The following is an 18,882-nucleotide window of genomic DNA, read 5'->3' as shown; positions in this document are numbered from 1 at the left end:
CACCAGACGGCCTTCAGCTTCCCATCGGCGCAATGTCGTGATCGACACGCCCAAAACTTCCGCCGCTTCGCCTATGCTCACAAATCTCCCCATTTTGGATGGATATACATAGATTCACTAAGATTGCAAGCGAATTGTTCTAACCCTTGGGGTCTTGGTTTGAGTGTTCGTTCCCCGAAGCGGCACTCTGGCAAATGGCCGACAGGCGCTCAATGGCAATTCCCTTTCATAGGAATGTGACAGCCGGATCGGCGATCAACATCTCTTGAATTCGCGCTTTTGCCGTTGGTGGAATAGTATCCGAGGCAAGGGCACCGATGGCGGGGCCGATGGAGGTCGCATACGCATGTCTTTTCGCAAGATCGTTCCAAGCCTTGCGCTGGTCTTTTCCCTCGTCTCGACGCTAGCCTTTGCTGCGCCGCCGGAGCAGGGCCGCTCTGCCGGCGTCGGGGGCGGTGGAAGCGTTCTCTCCCTGTTGCCATCAGATGCCGTCAGCGACCATGTTCTGAATGCCGATGGCAAAAGCATTCCCTATACGGCGACGGCAGGCACGCTCAACCTCTTCGGGCAAGACGGCGAGCGCAACGCGGCGATCTTCTATACCGCCTATGTCGCCAAGAACAGGGACGCCGGCAGGCCGATCACCTTCGTCTTCAATGGCGGGCCGGGCGCTGCCTCGGCCTTTCTCAGCCTGGGATTGGTTGGACCCCGCGTTCTCGATTTCGGTCCGAGCGGTCGCGACGGGGCCAATGCAAAGCTGGTCGATAATCCCCATAGCTGGCTGAATTTCACCGATCTTGTCCTGATCGATCCGATAGGCACCGGCTGGAGCCGCACGGCCAAGGCGGATGATGCCAATGAATTCTATAACATGCGTGGGGATGCGGAGAGCCTTGCCAAGGCGATCGCGCTTTATGTTGCCCACAACGGACGCGCCGACTCGCCGAAATTTATTCTCGGAGAAAGCTACGGCGGCCTGCGCGCGGCGAAAGTGGCTACCAGCCTGCGGCAGGATCAAGGCATCCTGATTTCCGGTATCGTCATGCTGTCGCCGCTGATCGAAGGGCGGCTTGTGTTCGGGGCGAATGATCTTGCGCTTGGTGCTGCACTTGAATTGCCGTCACTGGCCGCCGCCGAACTGGAGCGGAAAAACGCCTTCAATGAGCAGGGGGTTCAGGATGCCGAAAAATTTGCGCTGAACGAATATCTGCCCACGCTTGCAGGCAAGCCCCCGACCGGCGATGCCGGTCGCGTTTTCTATGATCGCGTTGCCAAGCTGACCGGCATTCCCGAAGATGTCGTCGCCAAGAACCAGGGCTTTCTCGGCGGGGTATATCAGAAACATTCCGATGGCGACGGTGCCGATATCGTCAGTTCCTACGACGCCTCGTTCCTCGCGCCAGATCCCTATCCCGAATCGGAGGCCGGCCGCAGCGACGACCCTATCCTCGATGGCTTCGTGCGTGCCTATGGTGGGGCCTTCTCTAGCTATGCGCGCGACGAACTCGGCTTTCATACCGATATGACCTACAATCTGCTGTCGAGTTCCGTGAACGAGCACTGGAACTGGGGCGGCCGCAACGGTGGCTCTCGCCTGCATGCAAGCGGGACGGACGACATCAAGGAAATGCTGACCCTCGTCCCTTCCTTCCGTCTCCTGGTAGCGCAGGGCTATAGCGACCTCATCGTTCCCTTCGGCGTCACCAAATATGTGCTTGATCACCTGCCGCCGGCCTTTGCCGACCGGATTGCGCTGAAACTCTATCGTGGTGGGCATATGTTCTACACGCGGCCGACGTCGCGCGAGCAATTCACCGCAGATGCCAAGGCGTTTTTCACGGCGCAGCCGGTGGCAGCACCTGCCGTGCAGTCGAATTAGTCGTGCTGCAGCTGAAACAGATGCCTGATACGGGAGGTCAAGGAACCGATCGGAGCGCCATTGACCAATATATCGCTGGTGCCGAAGAGATGGCGTTCGGCTTCGATGCGCTTCGACATGATGGTCCCCAGCTCGTCGGCCATGGACGGTCGGTCGTGCAAAAGCGGTGCCAGGCAAGCCTCGCCAATCTCGTAGGTTACGACAAAGGTGAGCGCCTGGACCGTGCCGACTTCCACGGCTCCCATCAGCAGACCGCCTTCGCCGAAATAGTCGCCGGGAGCAAGCCGCGTCAGTTCGATCTGCCGCTGTGCCTCCCTGCGGGTGATGCTGACGACACCTGAGCGTACGATGGTCAGTGCGCGCAACCGCGAATCCTGTTCGACGATGATAGCATCCTTGGGATAGGTGCGGCGCTGCATATGCGATGCCAGATGTTCCTTCTCGTCCTCGGTCAGTGACGAGAACAGAGGGACATTGTTGAGCAGCCGCCACGCTGTACCGGGATGTTGGGCGGCGGTTACCGTCTCTGTTTGCGTATCCGGCGGCGCTATGATCGCCTCGGGTGGACTTGCGAGTTTCAGCCCACCCGCTTTCGTGTGACGGTAGATGAGATCGTAGATCTCATTCTTGGCCGCCATCGTCTGCGATATGTCGGGGACGCGGAAGTATAGTTGCAATTCGACCGCCTGTCCGTCGATCGAATCGATCATCACGCTGGGCTCGGGCGTCTTCTGGATCGTGTTGCAACTGATCAGCACATCGCGCATCACCCCGACGATGACGTTCGGCTGCGTGGTCGGCTGGACGCGAACGGTGATGGTGACGCCGTGGCTTTCGTCCGGGCTTGACAGATTAGTGATCCGGGTCTTGGCAAGAGCGCTGTTCGGGATGACGACGAGGTCGTTTGTGCCGCTCAGCAGATGCGTGGCGCGCCAGTTGGTTTCGACGACACGGCCCTGGACGTCATTGTCGAGCACCACCCAATCGCCCACGGAATAGGGTCTGCCAAGGTTCAGCGCGATGCCGGAGAAGACATCGCTAAGCGTGCTTTGCAACGCGAGACCGAGGATGATCGCGAAGACGCCTGAGGTCGCAATCAGCGTGCCTATGGGTACGCTGAAGACATCGGCGACGACGGAGAGAGCCGCTCCTAGGTAGATGATGCCGACGACCAGATCTTGCAGCAGGCGGGCTTCGCGCGGCTTGCGCTCGAAGATCAGGAACAGGCGCACGAAGGCGATCAGCACCCAGGCGCCGTTGACCCACCAGACGATCTTGGCGAAACCGATGAAGATACGCAGCTGCACCGTGTCCTGTGGCTGCGACGGACTGGGCTCATAAGGCACGATGCCGTGATACAGCAACAGCGCGGTCAGGCTGATGAAAAAGGTAATCTGTCCAATCAATCGCCCGGCGCGCCGATGGCGAAGCACGAATCGGCTGATGAAAGTGCCTACCACCACCAGGATGCAGAACTGGACGATCGGATCGGCGAGGAGCGTAATGGACATAAGAACTTGGCCGCGTTCAGTCTTTCGGATGGGCGGTAAATTGGCATGAACTCGGCCGCAATACCATATGGCTAGGTTCGGGCTTTCTTGAGCGCATCCGAAATCTCGTCGCGGGCAACGCCGATCAGGCGCTCCATGGCACTGCGGGCCTCATCGGGGCGGCGCATGCGGATCGCTTCCAGCACGTCCTGGTGCATCGCGATCGCCTGTTCATGTGATTGGCTGGCGCGGTTGGTCAGTCGGAAGCTGGCGAGCAGCGCCGCGCGGATGGCGGTGGCGAATTGCAGATAGACCCAATTGCCACTGGCGCGGATGATCGCGGTGTGGAATTCGAGATCGGCACGGCTCCAGGCCTCGTTGTCGCGGGCATTGGCCTCTACCATCTCCTCGAAGGCCTTCGATATGCGGAAGAGATGATGAGCATTGGCGTTGGCGGCGGCCTGGGCAGCGGCGGCCGGCTCCAGCAATTGACGGGCCTCAATCAGCGAGGCGTGAAAGCGGTCGTCGTTGCCGAGCCGTAGGGTGGCGTCGAGAACGAGCGGATCGAGATAGTTCCAGTTTTCCCGCGGCAGCACTGTAGTGCCGGCCCGGGTGCGCGAACGGATCATGCCGAGCGCCGCCAGATATTGCATGGCCTCGCGCAGGCTGGTGCGGCTGACGCCGAATTGCTCCGTCAGTTCCGCCTCGTTTGGTAGCGTCGACCCTTCGACTATTTCGCCGGAGATGATCTTGTCGATGAGGCGTTGCAGCAGTGCTTCGCGGACGCTGCGCTTGCCCCTCTCCGTAAGCCCGGGCATCGCCGTGGTCAACTTATCCCCCGTATTGCCGCTGGCCATGCCGTCTCCCCGATCCATCGCGCGCCTCCTGCAATCGCCAAAGCGATCACCAGCGTAGCCATCCCCAAGCGACTGTATATAAATCCTACCTATATTGACAATAAATATGATGAAATCTACCGTCCCCCGCTCGGTTGGCCAATGTGAACGGAGGACAATGGCTGGTGACGGTGGTGGAGCTCAAGAGCAGCAGCCTGACCGCTAGGCTTTCCACGCGTGGCGGTATCGTGCTCGGCCTCTGGTGGGAGAGGGACGGCATGCGCGCACCATTGTTGCGAGAAGCACCCTCGGATGACGCCGACGCGCATTCCTGCGGTTGCTATCCGCTCGTTCCATTCGGCAACAGGGTCAAGGGCAATCGCTTTACCTTCCGCGGCAAGGACTATGCATTCGAGCCCAATACGCCTTGGGATCCTCATTATGTGCATGGCGAGGGCTGGCAATCGGAATGGGCTGTTCTGAGCCAATACGGCAACGAGGCGGAATTCAGCTTCTCGCATGAAGGCCGCGGCACACCTTACGCCTATGAAGCGCGGCAGCGCTTCATCATTTATGATGATCGTTTTGACATTAATCTCCAAGTCAGAAACCTTGGGCCGGAGGCACTTCCTTTCGGCTTGGGTTGGCATCCCTACTTTCCGATGACACCGACCACGACGCTCAACGCGCCGGCGAAGAGATACTGGACGGAAGTGGAGGGCTGGCTGGCGGGGGAGGCCGCGGACATCCCCAGCGACCTGGATTTCGCAACGGCACGCGTGTTGCCGCACCGCTGGATCAACAACGGCTTCGAAGGGTGGAACGGCTTTGCGGAAATCGCCTGGCCCGAACATCGGATGCGCCTTCGTCTGACGGCGGACGAGCGGCTCAGGCACTATTTCATCTTCGTCTCAGATAACGGTTTCGATCCGGATTTTCGGCGCGACTATTTCTGTTTCGAACCGATGTCGCATCTGGCTAACGGCCATAACCTGCCTGATCTCGGCAATCTCACTATACTGGAGCCAGGCGAGCGGATGACAGTCAGCCTGCAATTGCATCCGGAAGCGATCGCCTAGCGGCTCTTAAATTCAAGAAAGGACTCTCATGGCCGACCGTCTCTCCGGCAAGCGCATCCTGATCACCGGCGCGGCACAGGGCATCGGCCTGGCAATCGCCAAGGCCTGCGTCGCGGAAGGGGCGCGACTATTCCTTATCGACATGGATGGCCCGTTGTTGGCGCGGGAGGCCGAAGCGCTGAAGGCCGCGGGCGCGGTGCTCGGCTATACGGCTGCGGACATCGCCGATGCCGCAAAGATCGAGGCTGTCGTGGCGCAGGCAGGCGCCGAAATCGGCCGGCTCAATGCGCTGATCAATAATGCCGGGGTCAATGTTTTCTCCGAGCCGCTGGCAACGACCGACGAAGAGTGGCAGCGCTGTTTCGATATCAATCTCAAGGGCGCGTGGAATTGCAGCAAGGCGGTGCTACCGGGCATCGTCTCCGAGGGCGGCGGTGCGATCCTCAATATTGCCTCCACCCATGCTTTCACCATCATCCCGCATACTTTTCCCTATCCGCTTGCCAAACATGCGCTGCTCGGCATGACGAAATCGCTGGGGCTCGAATATGCGGCCAAGGGTGTCAGGGTGAATGCGTTGGCGCCGGGCTATGTCTCGACGCAGAAGGTGATCGATTATTGGAACAGCTTTGCCGATCCGGAAGCCGCCAAGGCCGAGACGATGAGGTTGCATCCGGGCCGCCGCATCGCGACGCCGGAAGAGATCGCGCTCGCCGCCGTCTTCATGATTTCCGATGAGTGCCCCTTTATGAATGCCGCCACCCTGACCATCGACGGAGGCTTAAGCGTTCAGCAGCATCCTTGATTTCGGAACGTTTCGGTGCAAAAGTTCGCAGCCGTCTTATCTCCCCGGATAAGCCTTGATATTTAGATGACGATTATCATCTTACATTTGTCATTCCATCTTGCTATCTGCTCCTGATGGGCGCACCTCCCAGCGTCCTGGCATCATCAAGGAATACTCATGACACAGTCTTTTGTGATTAGCGGCGATTTGCTGATCGGCGCGGATTCGGCCGGCGACAACAAATCTGTGCGCGCCATCAACCCGGCGACCGGCGCGAACCTGGAACCAGCCTTCGCCATCGCCAGCGAGGCGGACGTTGCCCGCGCTTGCGAGCTCGCGGGCCAGGCATTCGATACCTATCGCGCCACCAGCCCGGAAGCCCGCGCGACCTTCCTGGAGACGATCGCGACCAACATCCTGGGGATAGGCGATGCGCTGATCGAACGTGCGAGCGAAGAGACCGGCCTGCCGGCTGCCCGCCTGCAGGGCGAGCGCGCCCGCACCGTCGGCCAGCTCCGGTTGTTCGCGCAAGTCGTTCGCTCCGGCGAATGGCTCGACCTGCGTGTCGACCCGGCCTTGCCGGACCGCAAGCCGCTGCCGCGTCCGGATCTGCGCCTGCGCCAGATTCCGCTTGGCCCCGTCGCCGTCTTCGGCGCCAGCAACTTCCCACTCGCCTTCTCGGTTGCCGGTGGTGATACCGCCTCGGCATTGGCGGCCGGTTGCCCTGTTGTCGTCAAGGGTCATCTTGCGCATCCGGGTACTGGTGAACTGGTCGGGCGCGCCATTCGCGCCGCCGTCGTGGCCTGCGGCCTGCCGGAAGGAGCTTTCTCGCTCCTGACCGGCGCGAACGAGACCGGCGCCGCTCTGGTGCGCAATCCGCATATCAAGGCGGTCGGCTTCACCGGCTCGCGTGGCGGCGGCCTGGCGCTCGGCGCGATCGCGGCGGCCCGGCCGGAGCCGATTCCGGTCTATGCCGAAATGAGCAGCGTCAACCCAGTCTTCCTGTTCCCGGCAGCCCTTGAGGCCCGCGCGGAAGCAATCGGTACCGGTTTTGTCGGTTCGCTGACGATGGGTGCCGGTCAGTTCTGCACCAACCCCGGGCTGCTTTTTGCCATCGATAGTCCCGATCTCGATCGTTTCGTGGCTACGGCCAGTGCCGCGCTTACCGGCAGCGTGCCGGCGCCGATGCTGACGCCCGGCATCCATGCGGCCTTCGACAATGGCGTTGCAGCCCTTGCCGGCCATGATGCGGTGAAGACGATCGCACGCGGCGCTCCGGCTGAAGGCGTCAACCGCAGCCCCGGCGCCTTCTTCGAGACCGATGTCGAGGAATTCCTTGCCGACGAGCGGCTCGGCCATGAGGTTTTTGGTGCCAGCGGTCTGCTCGTGCGCTGCAAGGACATCGACCAGATGATTGCGGTTGCCGAAAAGCTCGAGGGCCAGCTCACCGCAACTCTGCAGGTCGATGCGGGCGATTATGCAATTGCCGCGAAGCTGCTGCCGGTGTTGGAGCGCAAAGTCGGCCGCATCCTTGCCAATGGTTGGCCGACCGGTGTTGAGGTCAGCCACGCCATGGTGCATGGCGGCCCGTTCCCGGCGACCTCGGACAGCCGCACCACGTCGGTCGGCACGCTCGCCATCCGCCGCTTCCTGCGTCCAGTGTCCTATCAGGACTTGCCCGAAGGCCTGCTGCCCGTGGAATTGCAGGACGAGGGTGTTAGGTCGCTGCCACATTTGATGGATGGTGTGCGCAAGGGCAATTGAGGGCTGAGAAGCCCCTCATCCGGCCTCCTGAGTTTTTATCGAACGGCGGCCCCCCTCTCCCCGCTCGCGGGAGAGGGGGTTAGTTAGACGCACCCACAGCCTTCCCTTCAATTGCGCAATTGGGAGTGAGCGCAGAATTCGTTCCCCCTCCCCGGCAAAAACGGGGAGAGGGCTAGGGTGGGGGGCAACCCTCGGCTAAAAACTCAAACCACCGCGTAGACGATTCCCGTAAACGAGCCGGCATGGTGCAGCAGCTCGCGCGCGCCGGCGCCGTCGAGGCTTGCCGAATAGAGATTGCCGCCGATGTCGGTGAAGAACATGCGGTTGTTTGGCAGGTCGAGCGAAAGGCCGATGCCTTCGTCGAGACCATCAAGGACGACCTCGGAGCTCGCGGCGATATTGTCCATGCTGGCGCGGTTGACGGTATTGCCGCGCGGAAGATTGCCGCGGTCCGTCCAGTAGATTGTGCGAGCGGCAAGATCGAGTTCGAGGTCGATCGGTTCCGGTAGCTTGTCGAGCAGGGTCTCGATATCACTGCGCTTCGTTGCCGTCTCGCCCGCGGGAATATTGATGCCGGCACGGAAGATGCGTCCAAGACCGGCATCCGGCGGCCCCTTCTGCGTCCAATAGACCTGCTTGCGCGGCAGGTCGAGTGCGATGCCGACGCACCAGCGTTCGATATCGGCGCTGTCGGCCGGGCTGTCGCCGTTCTGGACGAGGGTTTCGATGTCTGAGCCGTCGATATTGGCGCGCATTACGCGCATGCCTTCGCGGTCGCACCAGTAGAGCTTGCCACCATCGCTGTCGATCTGGATCTGCTTCGGCGTCACCAGCGTGCTGCCGGGCGCAATCAACGTCACATGATTGCTGCCATCGAGATCGATGCGCTCAATTGAACCGTCATGGGCATTGTAGTCGGTTCCCATTTCCGTCCAGTAAAGCCAGCCATTGTCGCTGTCGACGAGGATGCCGTCCGGACTGCGGTTCGGGCGCTGGATGATCAGCTTAAGGTCGCTTCCGTCGATGGCGGAAGAGATAATTCGCCCATCGTTGATATCGAGGAAAAAAAGCCGTTCGGTCTTTCCAGGAGAGGCGGCAGGCGTCCGTACTTCTGCTTCTGACATGAGAGCACCCTTTCAAAGGTCGGATCTGCGGGGTCGTCGCGGGAAGATGATGACATCGCTTGATGACAGCATCTTTCGTCATTCCTGCTGAGGATCTGCTGCAGTGCAGCAAAGAATCAAGAGCAAGACCTGTTCTTGCTGCGGTTCGGTCAAGGCCGAACTGGCGCTGTCGCAGCGAACATTCCATTGCAAGTCGTGGACTTGCGCGGGAAGCAGGAACCAGACAACAAGGCGGCTGCGTAGCTTTAATCAGCTATGCACTGGTTTGTTTAGGTTCTGGAGAGCGGTGAGTTGCGCCGAATCCACATGCAAGCTGTTGAAGGCGACGGACTCGGAACCAGCGAGTGTGGAGATCAGCGTCGGCGGATTGTTGATGCCATAACGCCGATCAAGCAAGGGCTCCTTGACGGTGGTCAGCATGGGTCCGCCTCTCCCATCGCGATCGGTTCGACATCGAAGGCGGCTGACATCTGCCAATCCCGCCATCGTCCCGGCGTGAGGCCGACGGATTGCGAGAAAACGCGTGTCAGGTGGCTTTGGTCGGAGAAACCACACATCAGCGCGATCTCGGCAAGAGGCGTCCCCTGCAGCATCAACTCTTTGGCGCGGTCGACGCGGCGCTGCGTCACCCAGCGATGCGGCGGGATGCCCATGCTGCGGGCGAAGGCCCGGGCGAAATGGCTGGTGGAAAGGCCGCAATTGCTAGCAAGCTGCGCGAGGGATAGATCCTGATCCAGCCGGGCATTGATCGTGTCGCGAGCACGGCGCAACTGCCAGGGCGTCAGGCCGCCAATCACAGCGGGTCGCGCCATCTGCATTCGGCCGTAGCGCTGAGCGATATGGGCATTGAAGGCTTTGCCGACGTGATCGATGAACAATGCACTCGTCTGGTCCGGTTGTTCGATGGCCGGGATCAGGCAGGAAAACAGGTTTTCGATGACGGTGTCGCCGGTGGCGATACCGGGCGCGAGCGGAAGGTCGGCGATGCGGTCGGTGCCGAGCGTATCGGCGATCTGGTCGAAGGTCCGGCGTGACAGATAAATGCTGGTCGTTTCCTCGCGATGCGCCTGACTGGGCGGATCGAGGATAAGGCTGGCGAGCCCGATCGTACCATGCGGGAAGGGAATGACGGGAACAAAGTATTCGCCGAGTTTCACCCGGTCCAAGGCTGGTTCCTGACGCTGCAGGCCGAGCACAAAACCGGCCTCGCGCGTGGGGCCCGTAACTGTCTCGGGACAGTCCAGGTTAATTCCGTTTTTGGAAAGGACGGCTTCGAACGCACACACCGGCGCGCTCAGCCTGAAATAGTCTTCGGACCCCACACCATGATGCATCGTTGCTACGCCCCAAGCCTCACAACAGCCGGCCCCCTCCAGAGACCGATGCCAGCGACGATTATCAATTTTTGGAACACTATCCTAGATAGTGTAGCGCGAAAACAGCGATTTGAATCCAGATATGATGTAAATACCCTATTGCTTATAGAAAGCATCTGCCAGCGCCTCACGCAAGGAAACGCTGACACATCTCATTTCATAAAGCGCGCTTTTTCAGCGCCTTAGGCGACTTTATAGCGTTCCGCTGGCTTGGTGCGCGACAGGTTGGGCATCATGGCCTGGCGGGCGCCTTCGTAAGCATTCCACTGAGCAATATCGGCAAGGGCAGGCACGGTCGCAAATTCGCCCTGGTCAAAACCGGCAAGCGCGGAGTCGACCAGATCTTCCGCCGACATGACGATTTCGTTCGGCAAATGCTCAACCGGCGTGCCGGCGATGCCCCAGAAGTCTGTGGCGGTGGCGCCCGGCAGTACGACCTGGACCTTGACGTTCTTGTCGGCCAGCTCGTGCTTCAGCGATTGGCTGAAGGCGAGGACGAAGGCCTTGCTGCCACCATAGACGCCGTTCAGAACTTCAGGCGCTACGGCAACGATTGAGGCGATGTTGATGATCGCGCCGCTGCCGCGGGCGACGAAGCCGGGAACGGCCGCATAGGTCAGCCGCGTCAGTGCCGTGACGTTGAGGTTGATCATCTGTTCCATCTTGTCGATGTCGGAGGCGAGCAGCGGGGCCGTGCCACCAACGCCGGCATTGTTGACCAGCAGAGTAATGCTGGCATCGCTGCGCAGGGTTTGTTCGATGCGAGCGAGATCGGCCCTTTCGTTGAGATCGGCCGCAATGATTTCGACCGTGCGGCCGGTTTCGGCGGCAAGGCGCTGGGCAAGCGTCGTCAGGCGATCGCGATTGCGGGCGACCAGGATCAGGTCATAGCCACGCTTGGCAAGACGGTGCGCGTAGAGTGCGCCGATGCCGGTGGATGCGCCGGTGACGAGTGCGGTGCCTTTGTCTTCGCTAAACATTGTCTGTCTCCATCGTTTCGGTTCGGAGCGTCGGCATCCGCCGTTCGCTTGAGGAGATTTATAGCCCGGCTTGTTCTCGTCTTAAATGTCATATATACCACCTTTTAGGACACTGTGGAGATTTCGGCTATGCAACGCGTCGCCTTTCTTTTGTTTCCCGGCTTTCAGGTCATGAGCCTGGCCGCGGCCTCGGTGTTTGAATTCGCCAATCTCGAAGTCAAGGAGCCGATCTACGAGACGCTCTATATCTCCGAGACCGGCGGAAAAATCATGAGTTCGCTCGGCTTGGCGGTGGAAACTCAGGCGTTTAATGATCCGACGTTCGACACGCTGATTGTCAGCGGCGCGCCTGGGGAAACTGTGCCGACCGCAGGGGAACGGCTGTTCATGAAAGAGGCATCGACGCGCTCGCGTCGCCTCGCCTCCATCTGTACCGGCGCCTATTTCCTCGCCCATGCCGGCCTACTCGATGGGCGGCGGGCGACGACTCATTGGATCGTGGCCCGCGATATCCAGAAGCGGTTTCCCAAGATCAAGATGGAGGAGGATCGCATATTCATCATCGACGGTTCGATCTGGACCTCTGCCGGCATGACGGCCGGCGTCGATCTGGCCTTGGCCATGGTTGAAAAGGATCATGGCATCGATCTGGCGCGTGCGGTGGCGAAGAAACTTGTCGTTTATCACCGCCGCGCCGGCGGCCAGTCGCAGTTTTCAGCACTTCTGGAGATGGACCCGAAATCCGACCGGATACAGAGTGCGCTCGGCTATGCCAAACGCAATCTGCGCACGCCGCTATCGGTGGAACAGCTCGCCGAAGCCGCACATTTGAGCCCTCGGCAGTTCAGCCGGGCTTTCCGTTCGGAGACGGGCCAGTCACCGGCCAAGGCGGTGGAAAACCTGCGCGTCGAGGCGGCGCGGCTGATGATGGAGGAGGGGCGGCACTCGATCGACGTTGTGGCGCGGGAAACTGGCTTCGCCGACCGCGAGCGCATGCGGCGGGCCTTTCTACGGGCTTTCGGACAGCCGCCACAGGCGATACGACGGAATGCGCAGCCTGTAGAGTTCTAGGATCGGTTAGTATTGGTGCTGATGGGTCGGCAGTGTGGAGGCTACCGCGCCCCTCAATCCCTGCCGACCTCCTCTCTTTGCAAATTGTAACACTTCGCTAAAGCTAAGATGCTGATTTTGCTTTCTCCCCCGCAAGGGGAGAGATTGATGCCAGCGCAAACAGCTCGATCTCTTCGTCAAATCCCTTGATGAACCGGCTGCCGATCGAAAAGCTCTCTTGACGGCTGAGCATCGTTGCAAAATCCCGCGACATCAGCAGCGGCTCGCCGCTATCGCTGCAAACACCCTGTATCCGGCTCACAAGATTGACGTCGGGGCCGATGACGGTAAAATCCAGGCGACGGCCGGAGCCGATATTGCCGTAACTGACCTCGCCGTAGTGCAGCGCGATGCCGGCCTGCAGCCGGGCATCGGAGAAATGCAGCTTCTCGAGGCGGGTGAGGATGGCTTTGGCGGAGGTGAGTGCGGCAGCGCTTGAGCGGGTTGCGTCATAGCTGGGAAAGACGGCGAGAACGGCATCGCCCATGAATTTGAGCACTTCGCCGCCTTCGCGAGCAATAGCCGGCACGACGGCGTCGAAATAGACGTTGAGCAGCTCTAGCACCCGCTCTCCGGGCAGGCGATTGGAAAGCTCGGTGAAGCGACGGAGGTCACAGAGCATGAGCGCGGCCTCCATGGTCTCGATCTCGCCCTTGCGGATCTGGCCGGCGAGGATGCGTTGCGCCGTCATCGGACCGATATAGGTGTCGAGCAGGCTGAGCTCGACCTGCCGCAGTGTCCGGATCTCGCAGGCATTGCGCAGCGACGGCATGATCCGTTCGATCACCTGCCGCTCCGAGACTGTGAAGCCACCCGGACGTTTGGTGCCGAAAGAAGCGGCGCTGACCGGCCCGTCGGCATTGCAGAGCGGGACGATCATCAGTTCCACCAGATCACGGCCGGCAAATACATCGAGCTGTTCCCATTGGTCGCCGACGTCGCCCCGGCCGGCGATGACGATATCGCGGATATTCATGGCCTTCCAAAGCGCGCTGTGAAGGAATGTCTGGGTAATGGTCCCGTGCTCGCGGTCCCGGATTTGTATTGGTTCGTTCGGCGACCAAGCGACGGAGCGGCCGACAATCTCCGGATGCAGGGTCATGAGATGCAAGGTCAGCTGGTCGACTGGAAGGCCGAGGCTTCTTAAACGGCGGCCCAGGCCGAAGGTCAGGCTGGCCTCATCCAGCGCGTGGGCCTCGTCGCCCGAGAGCCATTCGATGAGAGCGAGGATGGCCGCCGGGCTGATGGCCCCCGGTTCGGGGACGCGATGCTCGATATCGAGAAGATCTGACAATGAAGTTGCAGGCTGGCGGGTTTTGGCGATGGTCATGGTCATCTCCTGAGACGAGGGAGGGAGCGGCGCTTAGTGAGCGCCGCCGCCTTCGATATGGCCGGGTTTCTTGAGCAAGAGGCTGGCGATGAGCGCGGCGACGAGAGCGACGCCGAGGAGATAGAAGGTGTCGCTATAGGCCATGATATTGGCCTGTTGCCGCAAGCGCAGCGCGACGGCGACGATGGCCTTATGCTTGGCGGTCGCCATGTCGGAAACTCCATGGTTCATGAAGTAGGTTGTCAGTTGCGCGATCCGGATGCGGGTAGCTTCACCGAAGACCGAGACGGAATCTGTCAGGATGTTCGAATGGAACTGCTCACGCTTCTGGGCGAAAGTCTGCAGCATGGCGATGCCGACGGCGCCGCCGAGGTTGCGCATCATGTTGAAGAGCGACGAGGCGGAACCGGCGTTTTCCTTTTCGATGCCCGAGGTGGCGATGGCCGACAGCGGTGTGAAGACAAGGGCCTGGCCGATGGCGCGGACGATGTTCGGCCAGAACAGCTGGTCGCTAGCATAGTCTGCCGTCATGTAGATGTTCATGAAGTTCGAGGCGGCGAAGAGGGCGAAGCCGCCCATGATCATGACGCGAAGGTCGATGCGCTTCATCAGGCGTGGAACCAGCGGGATCAACAGTAGCTGCGGGATGCCGGTCCAAGCGAGCACCATGCCGATTTGCTCGGAATTATAGCCCTGAATGCGAGTGAGATAGATCGGCAGGATGAAGACCGAACCGTAGAGCGCGATGCCGAGCAGGAAATTGGCGACAATACCGAAGCCGAAGTTGCGGCGCGCTAGCAGGCGCAGGTTCAGGAGCGGATGGGCGGCGCGCAGCTCGATGATCAGAAACAGGGTCAGCGAAACGGCGGCGATGATCGACAGGCGGGTAATGAAGGGCGAGCCGAACCAATCGTCCTTATTGCCTTCTTCCAACACAGTCTGTAGCGAAGCGAGGCCGATCGCCATTGTAATGATGCCAGGCCAGTCGCCCTTGGCCAGTAAGCCGAGGTTCATTGGCGCGCGGTCGAGCGAAGCCCAGAGCATGCCGACCATAACCACGCCGGGTACGAGGTTGACGTAGAAGATATATTCCCAGCCCCAATTTTCGGTGAGATAGCCGCCGATCGTCGGGCCGATCGCCGGCGCGAAGGTGGCCGACAGTGCGAAGAGGGCGAGCCCGATCGGCTGCTTGGCCTTGGGCAATAGCGTGATGATGATGGTAAAGGCCATCGGGATCAGCACGCCGCCGGAGAAGCCTTGGATGGCGCGCAGGATGATCATCTGCTGCAGGTTCGCCGCGAAAGCGCAGGCAACCGAGAAGATGAGGAACAGGATGGCGTTGACCAGGAGATAGGTGCGCACCGAGAAGACGCGGGCGAGCCAGCCGGTTAGAGGAATGACGACGATCTCTGCGATCAGGTAGGAGGTGGAAATCCAGCCGCCATCGTCTGTGCCGGCACCGATCGCTCCCTGAATGTCGGCAAGGGAGGCGTTGACGATCTGGATGTTCAGGACCGCCATGAAGGCGCCAAGCGTGGAGCCGATGACGGCCGTCCACATCCTAAGCGGGCTCATGCTGACCGCGCCGCCGGCAGCGGCTGCGGGCTTTGCGGAGGAGTTGCTGTTTGCGGCGATCTGAAGCGTGGCCATGACGTTTCTCCTCTGGCTCTCTGGAAGAGACAGTCTCATGTGTAGGACCGAGTGATAATCGAGGAAGGAAGGGAAGGATCATCCAGTCTGGCTGGATAATCCTTCATGTCTTGATCTGATCCGAAAAGTGGATCAGATCATGCTTCAATGCTGGCCGTAAACGGCGGCCTTGGTGTCGATGTCGGGTTCGACCGACATGCCCGAGCGTAGCAGGCCGGCAAGGCTTGCATCATCGAGCGTGATCTTGACTGGAATGCGCTGGACGATCTTGGTGAAGTTGCCGGTTGCGTTGTCCGGGGGCAGCAAAGAGAATTCCAGGCCGCTCGCCGGCGATACGCTATTGACGTGGCCCTTGATCTCGGCGTCCGGGAAACTGTCGACCTTGATATCGACCGGTTGGCCGGGCCGAACATAAGTGAGTTGCGTTTCCTTGAAATTGGCGAGAACGTAGACTGCATTGAGCGGAACGACGGCCATAAGCTGCGTGCCTGCGGTGACGAATTGGCCGACGCGCAGCGTACGGGCGCCGACCGTGCCGTCGATCGGGGCGACAATCTCGGTGTAGGAAAGGTTCAACTCAGCCTGATGGGCGGCGGCGGCGCTGCGATCGCGCTGGGCGACGGCTTGGTCGTACTGGGTCTGAAGGACCGTGATCTTCTTCTGTTCGGCGATGAGAGCTGCCTGATTGCGCTGAAGGTTGGCTGCGGCCTGGTCTCGGGCGGACTGGCTCTGCTCGGCGCGCTGCGTCGTGCCGGCGCCATTGCGGATCAGGTTCTGCGAGCGCTGAGAGTCTTCTTCGGCGAAGGTCAGCGAAGCCTGTGAGGCAACGATGGTCGCCTTGGCCTGGTCGATGACGGATTGTTGCAGGGCGATCTGCGCATCGAGGTTGGTTATGGCGGCCCCGGCGGCTTTGACGTCGGCTTGGGCCTGGGTCAGCGCCGAGCGATAATCGCGGTCGTCGATGCGGGCAAGTGGCTGGCCCGCCTTGACGTGATCGTTATCGTTGACCAGCACCTCGGCGATGTAGCCCGAAACCTTCGGAGCAATGGTGGTGTAGTCGGCCTTCACATAGGCATCGTCGGTCGATTCGATGAAGCGGCCGGTCGTCCAGTAGTGATAGCCATAGTCGCCGATGAAGGCGGCGCCGGCGAGCATCGCTGCGGCGATGATCGTGCGCTTGACGATCTTGCGGCCCGACTTAGACTTCGGGGCTTCAGCGCTAGAGGTTCCCGTAGCAGGCGCCTCGGCGACGGCAGGGGTTTTCACGTCTGCTTCCAAGACGGTCTGAAACTGCTCCTTGCGCGGCAACTCAACCATTGTCTGTCTCCATGATCTCGACCTCTGTCCGGAGGTCCGTGTTTCGTTGGCTGGAGAATGCGCCGAGACGCGCCGCGTGATAATGTGCTTAAATTGGGAAGGATCATCAACTCAGAGCGGATAATCGAGGGACAATATGGACAGGCTGACGAGCCTCCAGGTGTTTGGGCGCGTGGTGGAATGCGGTGGGTTTTCGGCAGCCGCTAGACGTCTCAACATGTCGGTCACCATGGTCGGCAACCATATACAATCATTGGAGGATCGGCTCGGCGTCCGGCTGCTGAACCGCACCACGCGCAAGGTGAGCCTCACCGAAACCGGTAAGCTTTATTATGAGCGCTCGAGCCAGATTCTCGCCGATCTAGAGGAGGCCGACAGCGCCGCGGGTGCGGCGACCTCGACGCCGCGAGGTACGCTGAAATTCTATACCAGCACGCATATTACCCGCTTCCTGTCACCTGTTATCAGCGAGTATTTGAGCCTCTATCCGTCCGTGAGCGTTGACTTGAGCATCGGCGAGCGGATGATCGATCTAATCGAGGAGGGCTTCGATCTCGCCATCCGCACGACGATGCCGGCCGATTCGAGCCTCGTGGCGCGACGGCTGACGCCCTGGCGGCACGTGCTCGTCTGCTCGCCGAACTATATCCGGACACATCCGGCCGTGACGACGCCTGCCGATCTCGCAAGCCACAATTGCCTGCGCTACTCATACTATCCCTATGGCGACGACTGGCGCTTTTTCAACGAGGCAGGGGAACAGGTGAGCGTCAAGGTCGGAGGCAATATCGTCACGACGAGTGCCGACACCTTGCGCTATTTGGCGCAGAACGGTCAGGGGATTTTCCTCGCGCCTAGCTTTGTAATCATGGACGATGTGGTTTCCGGCGCTTTGGCGCGCCTGTTGCCGGACTATAAGCCTGCGGAATTCTCCATCAACGCGATCTATCCCAACCGCACCTATTTGCCGACGAAAACACGGATATTCATCGATCTGGTCGCGGAGCGCTTTGTCGAACATCGGAAATGGATGAGCTGAGGCGACAAGGTTCCTTCAAATAACTGTCACGGACCTCGGATAAATAGCCGGCTACCCTGGTGCTCGATCTGTTTTCGTTGCTGCCGGACCTGAAGCCGGAGGTGCGTGAGATCATGTCGACGCTCCAGCAAGTCGCCTTTCGTGCCGGCTGCTCGGTTGCGACTGCCAGCCGGGTGTTGAACCGCAATGGCCCGGTCAGCGACGAGATGGTGCGCCGCGTGCGTCGCGCCGCGGCCGAAATCGGCTACCGCACCAGCGGCCGCGCCAGCAATCGGCGGCCGGCGATCGGCGTGCTCATTCCCAGCATCACCAATCCGATCTTCGCGTCCTCGCTCTCAAGCATCCAGAGCCGGGCCATGCATGCGGGGCACAGCGTGCTGATCGCGCAATCGAATTATGATCCGGCGCAGGAGGCCGATGCCGTCGCATCGCTGCTCCAGCAACAGCCGACCGGTCTCATCCTCACGGTCTGCGACCCTGAACATAGCCCCGCTCTTTCTTCCGCTCTGCCGCCGACCGTGCTGCTCGGCAATCTGCCGACGGCACGCTTCACCGCCGCCGTTTCGACCGACAATTTCGGCGCCGGCCGGGATCTGACCGATTATCTGCTGCGCAAGGGTCATAGCCGTATCCTGTTCATCGCCGGTCATTTTGCGGCGTCGGATCGAGCCAGGCAGCGCTATTTCGGATACATCAGGGCGATGGAGGCGGCCGGCTATCCGCCTTTCGAGCCCTTGGAGATTTCCTTCGTCAACAGCCTGGACCAGCTCGACCTCTCGGATGTCGTGTCGCGCCTTAAACCGACAGCGGTCATAGCCTCCAACGATCTCCTGGCAATCGGTGTCATGGGGGCGCTGCGACGCCAGGGGCTCGCGATCCCCCGTGATATCTCCGTGGCCGGTTTCGACGGCATCTCCCTCGGCCTGCTCATGGAGGTTTCGTTGACGACGGTGGAGATACCGGAAGTGACGATGGGCGCGGCCGCGGCCTCTCTGTTGCTCGACATGGCAGAGAACGCCGCGCCGTCGCGTCACCTGACCGTACCCTATCGGCTGCGGCCCGGCGGAACGGTCCGCGATCTCTGAAATTGCTCCAGTGTGCCAGCAAACGGAAACGCCGCC

Annotated in this window: 17 protein-coding genes; 7 read left to right on the top strand and 10 right to left on the bottom strand. The window is 60.6% G+C overall.

Translation table 11 applies throughout. The features are described from left to right. Positions 1-93, bottom strand: a 93-nt coding sequence (locus PY650_RS16255) for a MerR family DNA-binding transcriptional regulator (RefSeq protein ID WP_285880423.1), incomplete at its 3' end; no start/stop codon positions are given. 253 nt (positions 94-346) lie between these two features. On the opposite strand from PY650_RS16255, the gene PY650_RS16250 reads away from it, so the two are divergent. After that, positions 347-1,879, top strand: a complete 1,533-nt coding sequence (locus tag PY650_RS16250) for a S10 family peptidase (RefSeq protein ID WP_285880414.1) — start codon at positions 347-349, stop codon at positions 1,877-1,879. On the opposite strand, the gene PY650_RS16245 is transcribed toward PY650_RS16250, so the two are convergent. Beyond that, complete coding sequence (locus tag PY650_RS16245) at positions 1,876-3,390, bottom strand: mechanosensitive ion channel family protein (RefSeq protein WP_285880413.1); 1,515 nt, start codon at positions 3,388-3,390, stop codon at positions 1,876-1,878. The genes PY650_RS16250 and PY650_RS16245 overlap by 4 nt on opposite strands. Positions 3,391-3,461: 71 nt before the next feature. Next, positions 3,462-4,226, bottom strand: a complete 765-nt coding sequence (locus PY650_RS16240; protein WP_285880422.1) for a FadR/GntR family transcriptional regulator — start codon at positions 4,224-4,226, stop codon at positions 3,462-3,464. A gap of 143 nt (positions 4,227-4,369) precedes the next feature. Here PY650_RS16240 and PY650_RS16235 point away from each other — a divergent pair, with 143 nt between their 5' ends. The 3 genes from PY650_RS16235 (at position 4,370) to PY650_RS16225 (ending at position 7,835) form a co-directional block, all read left to right on the top strand. Then, complete coding sequence (locus tag PY650_RS16235; protein WP_285880411.1) at positions 4,370-5,284, top strand: aldose 1-epimerase; 915 nt, start codon at positions 4,370-4,372, stop codon at positions 5,282-5,284. A 28-nt stretch (positions 5,285-5,312) separates the two neighbouring features. Then, positions 5,313-6,089 (top strand): SDR family oxidoreductase, encoded by a 777-nt coding sequence (locus tag PY650_RS16230; RefSeq protein WP_285880410.1) that lies wholly within the window; start codon positions 5,313-5,315, stop codon positions 6,087-6,089. 159 nt (positions 6,090-6,248) lie between these two features. Continuing rightward, on the top strand, positions 6,249-7,835 hold the full coding sequence (locus PY650_RS16225) for an aldehyde dehydrogenase (NADP(+)) (protein ID WP_285880409.1): 1,587 nt from the start codon (positions 6,249-6,251) through the stop codon (positions 7,833-7,835). 203 nt (positions 7,836-8,038) lie between these two features. Here the strand turns inward: PY650_RS16225 and PY650_RS16220 are convergent, their stop codons facing one another. From PY650_RS16220 to PY650_RS16205, 4 genes are all read right to left on the bottom strand, one after another. Continuing rightward, positions 8,039-8,959: a 3-hydroxyacyl-CoA dehydrogenase gene (locus PY650_RS16220; protein WP_285880407.1), complete on the bottom strand. Its 921-nt coding sequence runs from the start codon at positions 8,957-8,959 to the stop codon at positions 8,039-8,041. 249 nt (positions 8,960-9,208) lie between these two features. Further along, a complete protein-coding gene (locus tag PY650_RS16215; protein ID WP_285880406.1) occupies positions 9,209-9,379 on the bottom strand; it encodes a hypothetical protein in 171 nt (56 codons plus the stop codon). After that, positions 9,373-10,116, bottom strand: coding sequence for a helix-turn-helix domain-containing protein (locus PY650_RS16210; RefSeq protein ID WP_285880421.1), 744 nt, complete (start codon positions 10,114-10,116; stop codon positions 9,373-9,375). The genes PY650_RS16215 and PY650_RS16210 overlap by 7 nt, the downstream gene beginning before the upstream one ends. Positions 10,117-10,517: 401 nt before the next feature. Beyond that, positions 10,518-11,315 (bottom strand): SDR family NAD(P)-dependent oxidoreductase, encoded by a 798-nt coding sequence (locus tag PY650_RS16205; protein WP_285880405.1) that lies wholly within the window; start codon positions 11,313-11,315, stop codon positions 10,518-10,520. Between the two features lie 129 nt (positions 11,316-11,444). On the opposite strand from PY650_RS16205, the gene PY650_RS16200 reads away from it, so the two are divergent. After that, a complete protein-coding gene (locus tag PY650_RS16200) occupies positions 11,445-12,386 on the top strand; it encodes a GlxA family transcriptional regulator (RefSeq protein ID WP_285880404.1) in 942 nt (313 codons plus the stop codon). Between the two features lie 103 nt (positions 12,387-12,489). Here the strand turns inward: PY650_RS16200 and PY650_RS16195 are convergent, their stop codons facing one another. The 3 genes from PY650_RS16195 to PY650_RS16185 all read right to left on the bottom strand — a co-directional run bounded on the left by PY650_RS16195 (position 12,490) and on the right by PY650_RS16185 (position 16,722). Continuing rightward, entirely contained in the window at positions 12,490-13,755 is a 1,266-nt protein-coding gene (locus PY650_RS16195) for an adenylate/guanylate cyclase domain-containing protein (protein WP_285880403.1), read from the bottom strand. Positions 13,756-13,788: 33 nt separating this feature from the next. Further along, the gene (locus PY650_RS16190) at positions 13,789-15,405 is read right to left on the bottom strand and encodes an MDR family MFS transporter (protein WP_285880402.1); all 1,617 of its coding nucleotides are present in this window, start codon (positions 15,403-15,405) and stop codon (positions 13,789-13,791) included. Between the two features lie 144 nt (positions 15,406-15,549). After that, positions 15,550-16,722, bottom strand: coding sequence for an HlyD family secretion protein (locus PY650_RS16185; RefSeq protein ID WP_285880401.1), 1,173 nt, complete (start codon positions 16,720-16,722; stop codon positions 15,550-15,552). A gap of 136 nt (positions 16,723-16,858) precedes the next feature. Here PY650_RS16185 and PY650_RS16180 point away from each other — a divergent pair, with 136 nt between their 5' ends. After that, complete coding sequence (locus PY650_RS16180; protein ID WP_285880400.1) at positions 16,859-17,761, top strand: LysR family transcriptional regulator; 903 nt, start codon at positions 16,859-16,861, stop codon at positions 17,759-17,761. Between the two features lie 113 nt (positions 17,762-17,874). Then, the gene (locus PY650_RS16175) at positions 17,875-18,846 is read left to right on the top strand and encodes a substrate-binding domain-containing protein (RefSeq protein ID WP_285880420.1); all 972 of its coding nucleotides are present in this window, start codon (positions 17,875-17,877) and stop codon (positions 18,844-18,846) included. Positions 18,847-18,882 lie beyond the last annotated feature (36 nt).

The sequence above is a fragment of the Martinezella calliandrae genome (assembly GCF_030272695.1).
Classification (GTDB): Bacteria; Pseudomonadota; Alphaproteobacteria; order Rhizobiales; family Rhizobiaceae; genus Rhizobium; species Rhizobium calliandrae.
Note: the sequence above shows the minus strand (reverse complement) of the source record. Positions and strands in the feature narration are given on the sequence as shown.

Excerpts from the sequence above, each read along its gene's own strand:
- PY650_RS16225 (WP_285880409.1), top strand. The coding sequence starts at position 6,249 with ATGACACAGTCTTTTGTGATTAGCGGCGATTTGCTGATCGGCGCGGAT.
- PY650_RS16185 (WP_285880401.1), bottom strand. The coding sequence starts at position 16,722 with ATGGTTGAGTTGCCGCGCAAGGAGCAGTTTCAGACCGTCTTGGAAGCA.
- PY650_RS16245 (WP_285880413.1), bottom strand. The coding sequence starts at position 3,390 with ATGTCCATTACGCTCCTCGCCGATCCGATCGTCCAGTTCTGCATCCTG.
- PY650_RS16220 (WP_285880407.1), bottom strand. The coding sequence starts at position 8,959 with ATGTCAGAAGCAGAAGTACGGACGCCTGCCGCCTCTCCTGGAAAGACC.
- PY650_RS16205 (WP_285880405.1), bottom strand. The coding sequence starts at position 11,315 with ATGTTTAGCGAAGACAAAGGCACCGCACTCGTCACCGGCGCATCCACC.
- PY650_RS16250 (WP_285880414.1), top strand. The coding sequence starts at position 347 with ATGTCTTTTCGCAAGATCGTTCCAAGCCTTGCGCTGGTCTTTTCCCTC.
- PY650_RS16180 (WP_285880400.1), top strand. The coding sequence starts at position 16,859 with ATGGACAGGCTGACGAGCCTCCAGGTGTTTGGGCGCGTGGTGGAATGC.
- PY650_RS16215 (WP_285880406.1), bottom strand. The coding sequence starts at position 9,379 with ATGCTGACCACCGTCAAGGAGCCCTTGCTTGATCGGCGTTATGGCATC.
- PY650_RS16175 (WP_285880420.1), top strand. The coding sequence starts at position 17,875 with ATGTCGACGCTCCAGCAAGTCGCCTTTCGTGCCGGCTGCTCGGTTGCG.
- PY650_RS16190 (WP_285880402.1), bottom strand. The coding sequence starts at position 15,405 with ATGGCCACGCTTCAGATCGCCGCAAACAGCAACTCCTCCGCAAAGCCC.
- PY650_RS16240 (WP_285880422.1), bottom strand. The coding sequence starts at position 4,226 with ATGGCCAGCGGCAATACGGGGGATAAGTTGACCACGGCGATGCCCGGG.
- PY650_RS16195 (WP_285880403.1), bottom strand. The coding sequence starts at position 13,755 with ATGACCATCGCCAAAACCCGCCAGCCTGCAACTTCATTGTCAGATCTT.
- PY650_RS16200 (WP_285880404.1), top strand. The coding sequence starts at position 11,445 with ATGCAACGCGTCGCCTTTCTTTTGTTTCCCGGCTTTCAGGTCATGAGC.
- PY650_RS16230 (WP_285880410.1), top strand. The coding sequence starts at position 5,313 with ATGGCCGACCGTCTCTCCGGCAAGCGCATCCTGATCACCGGCGCGGCA.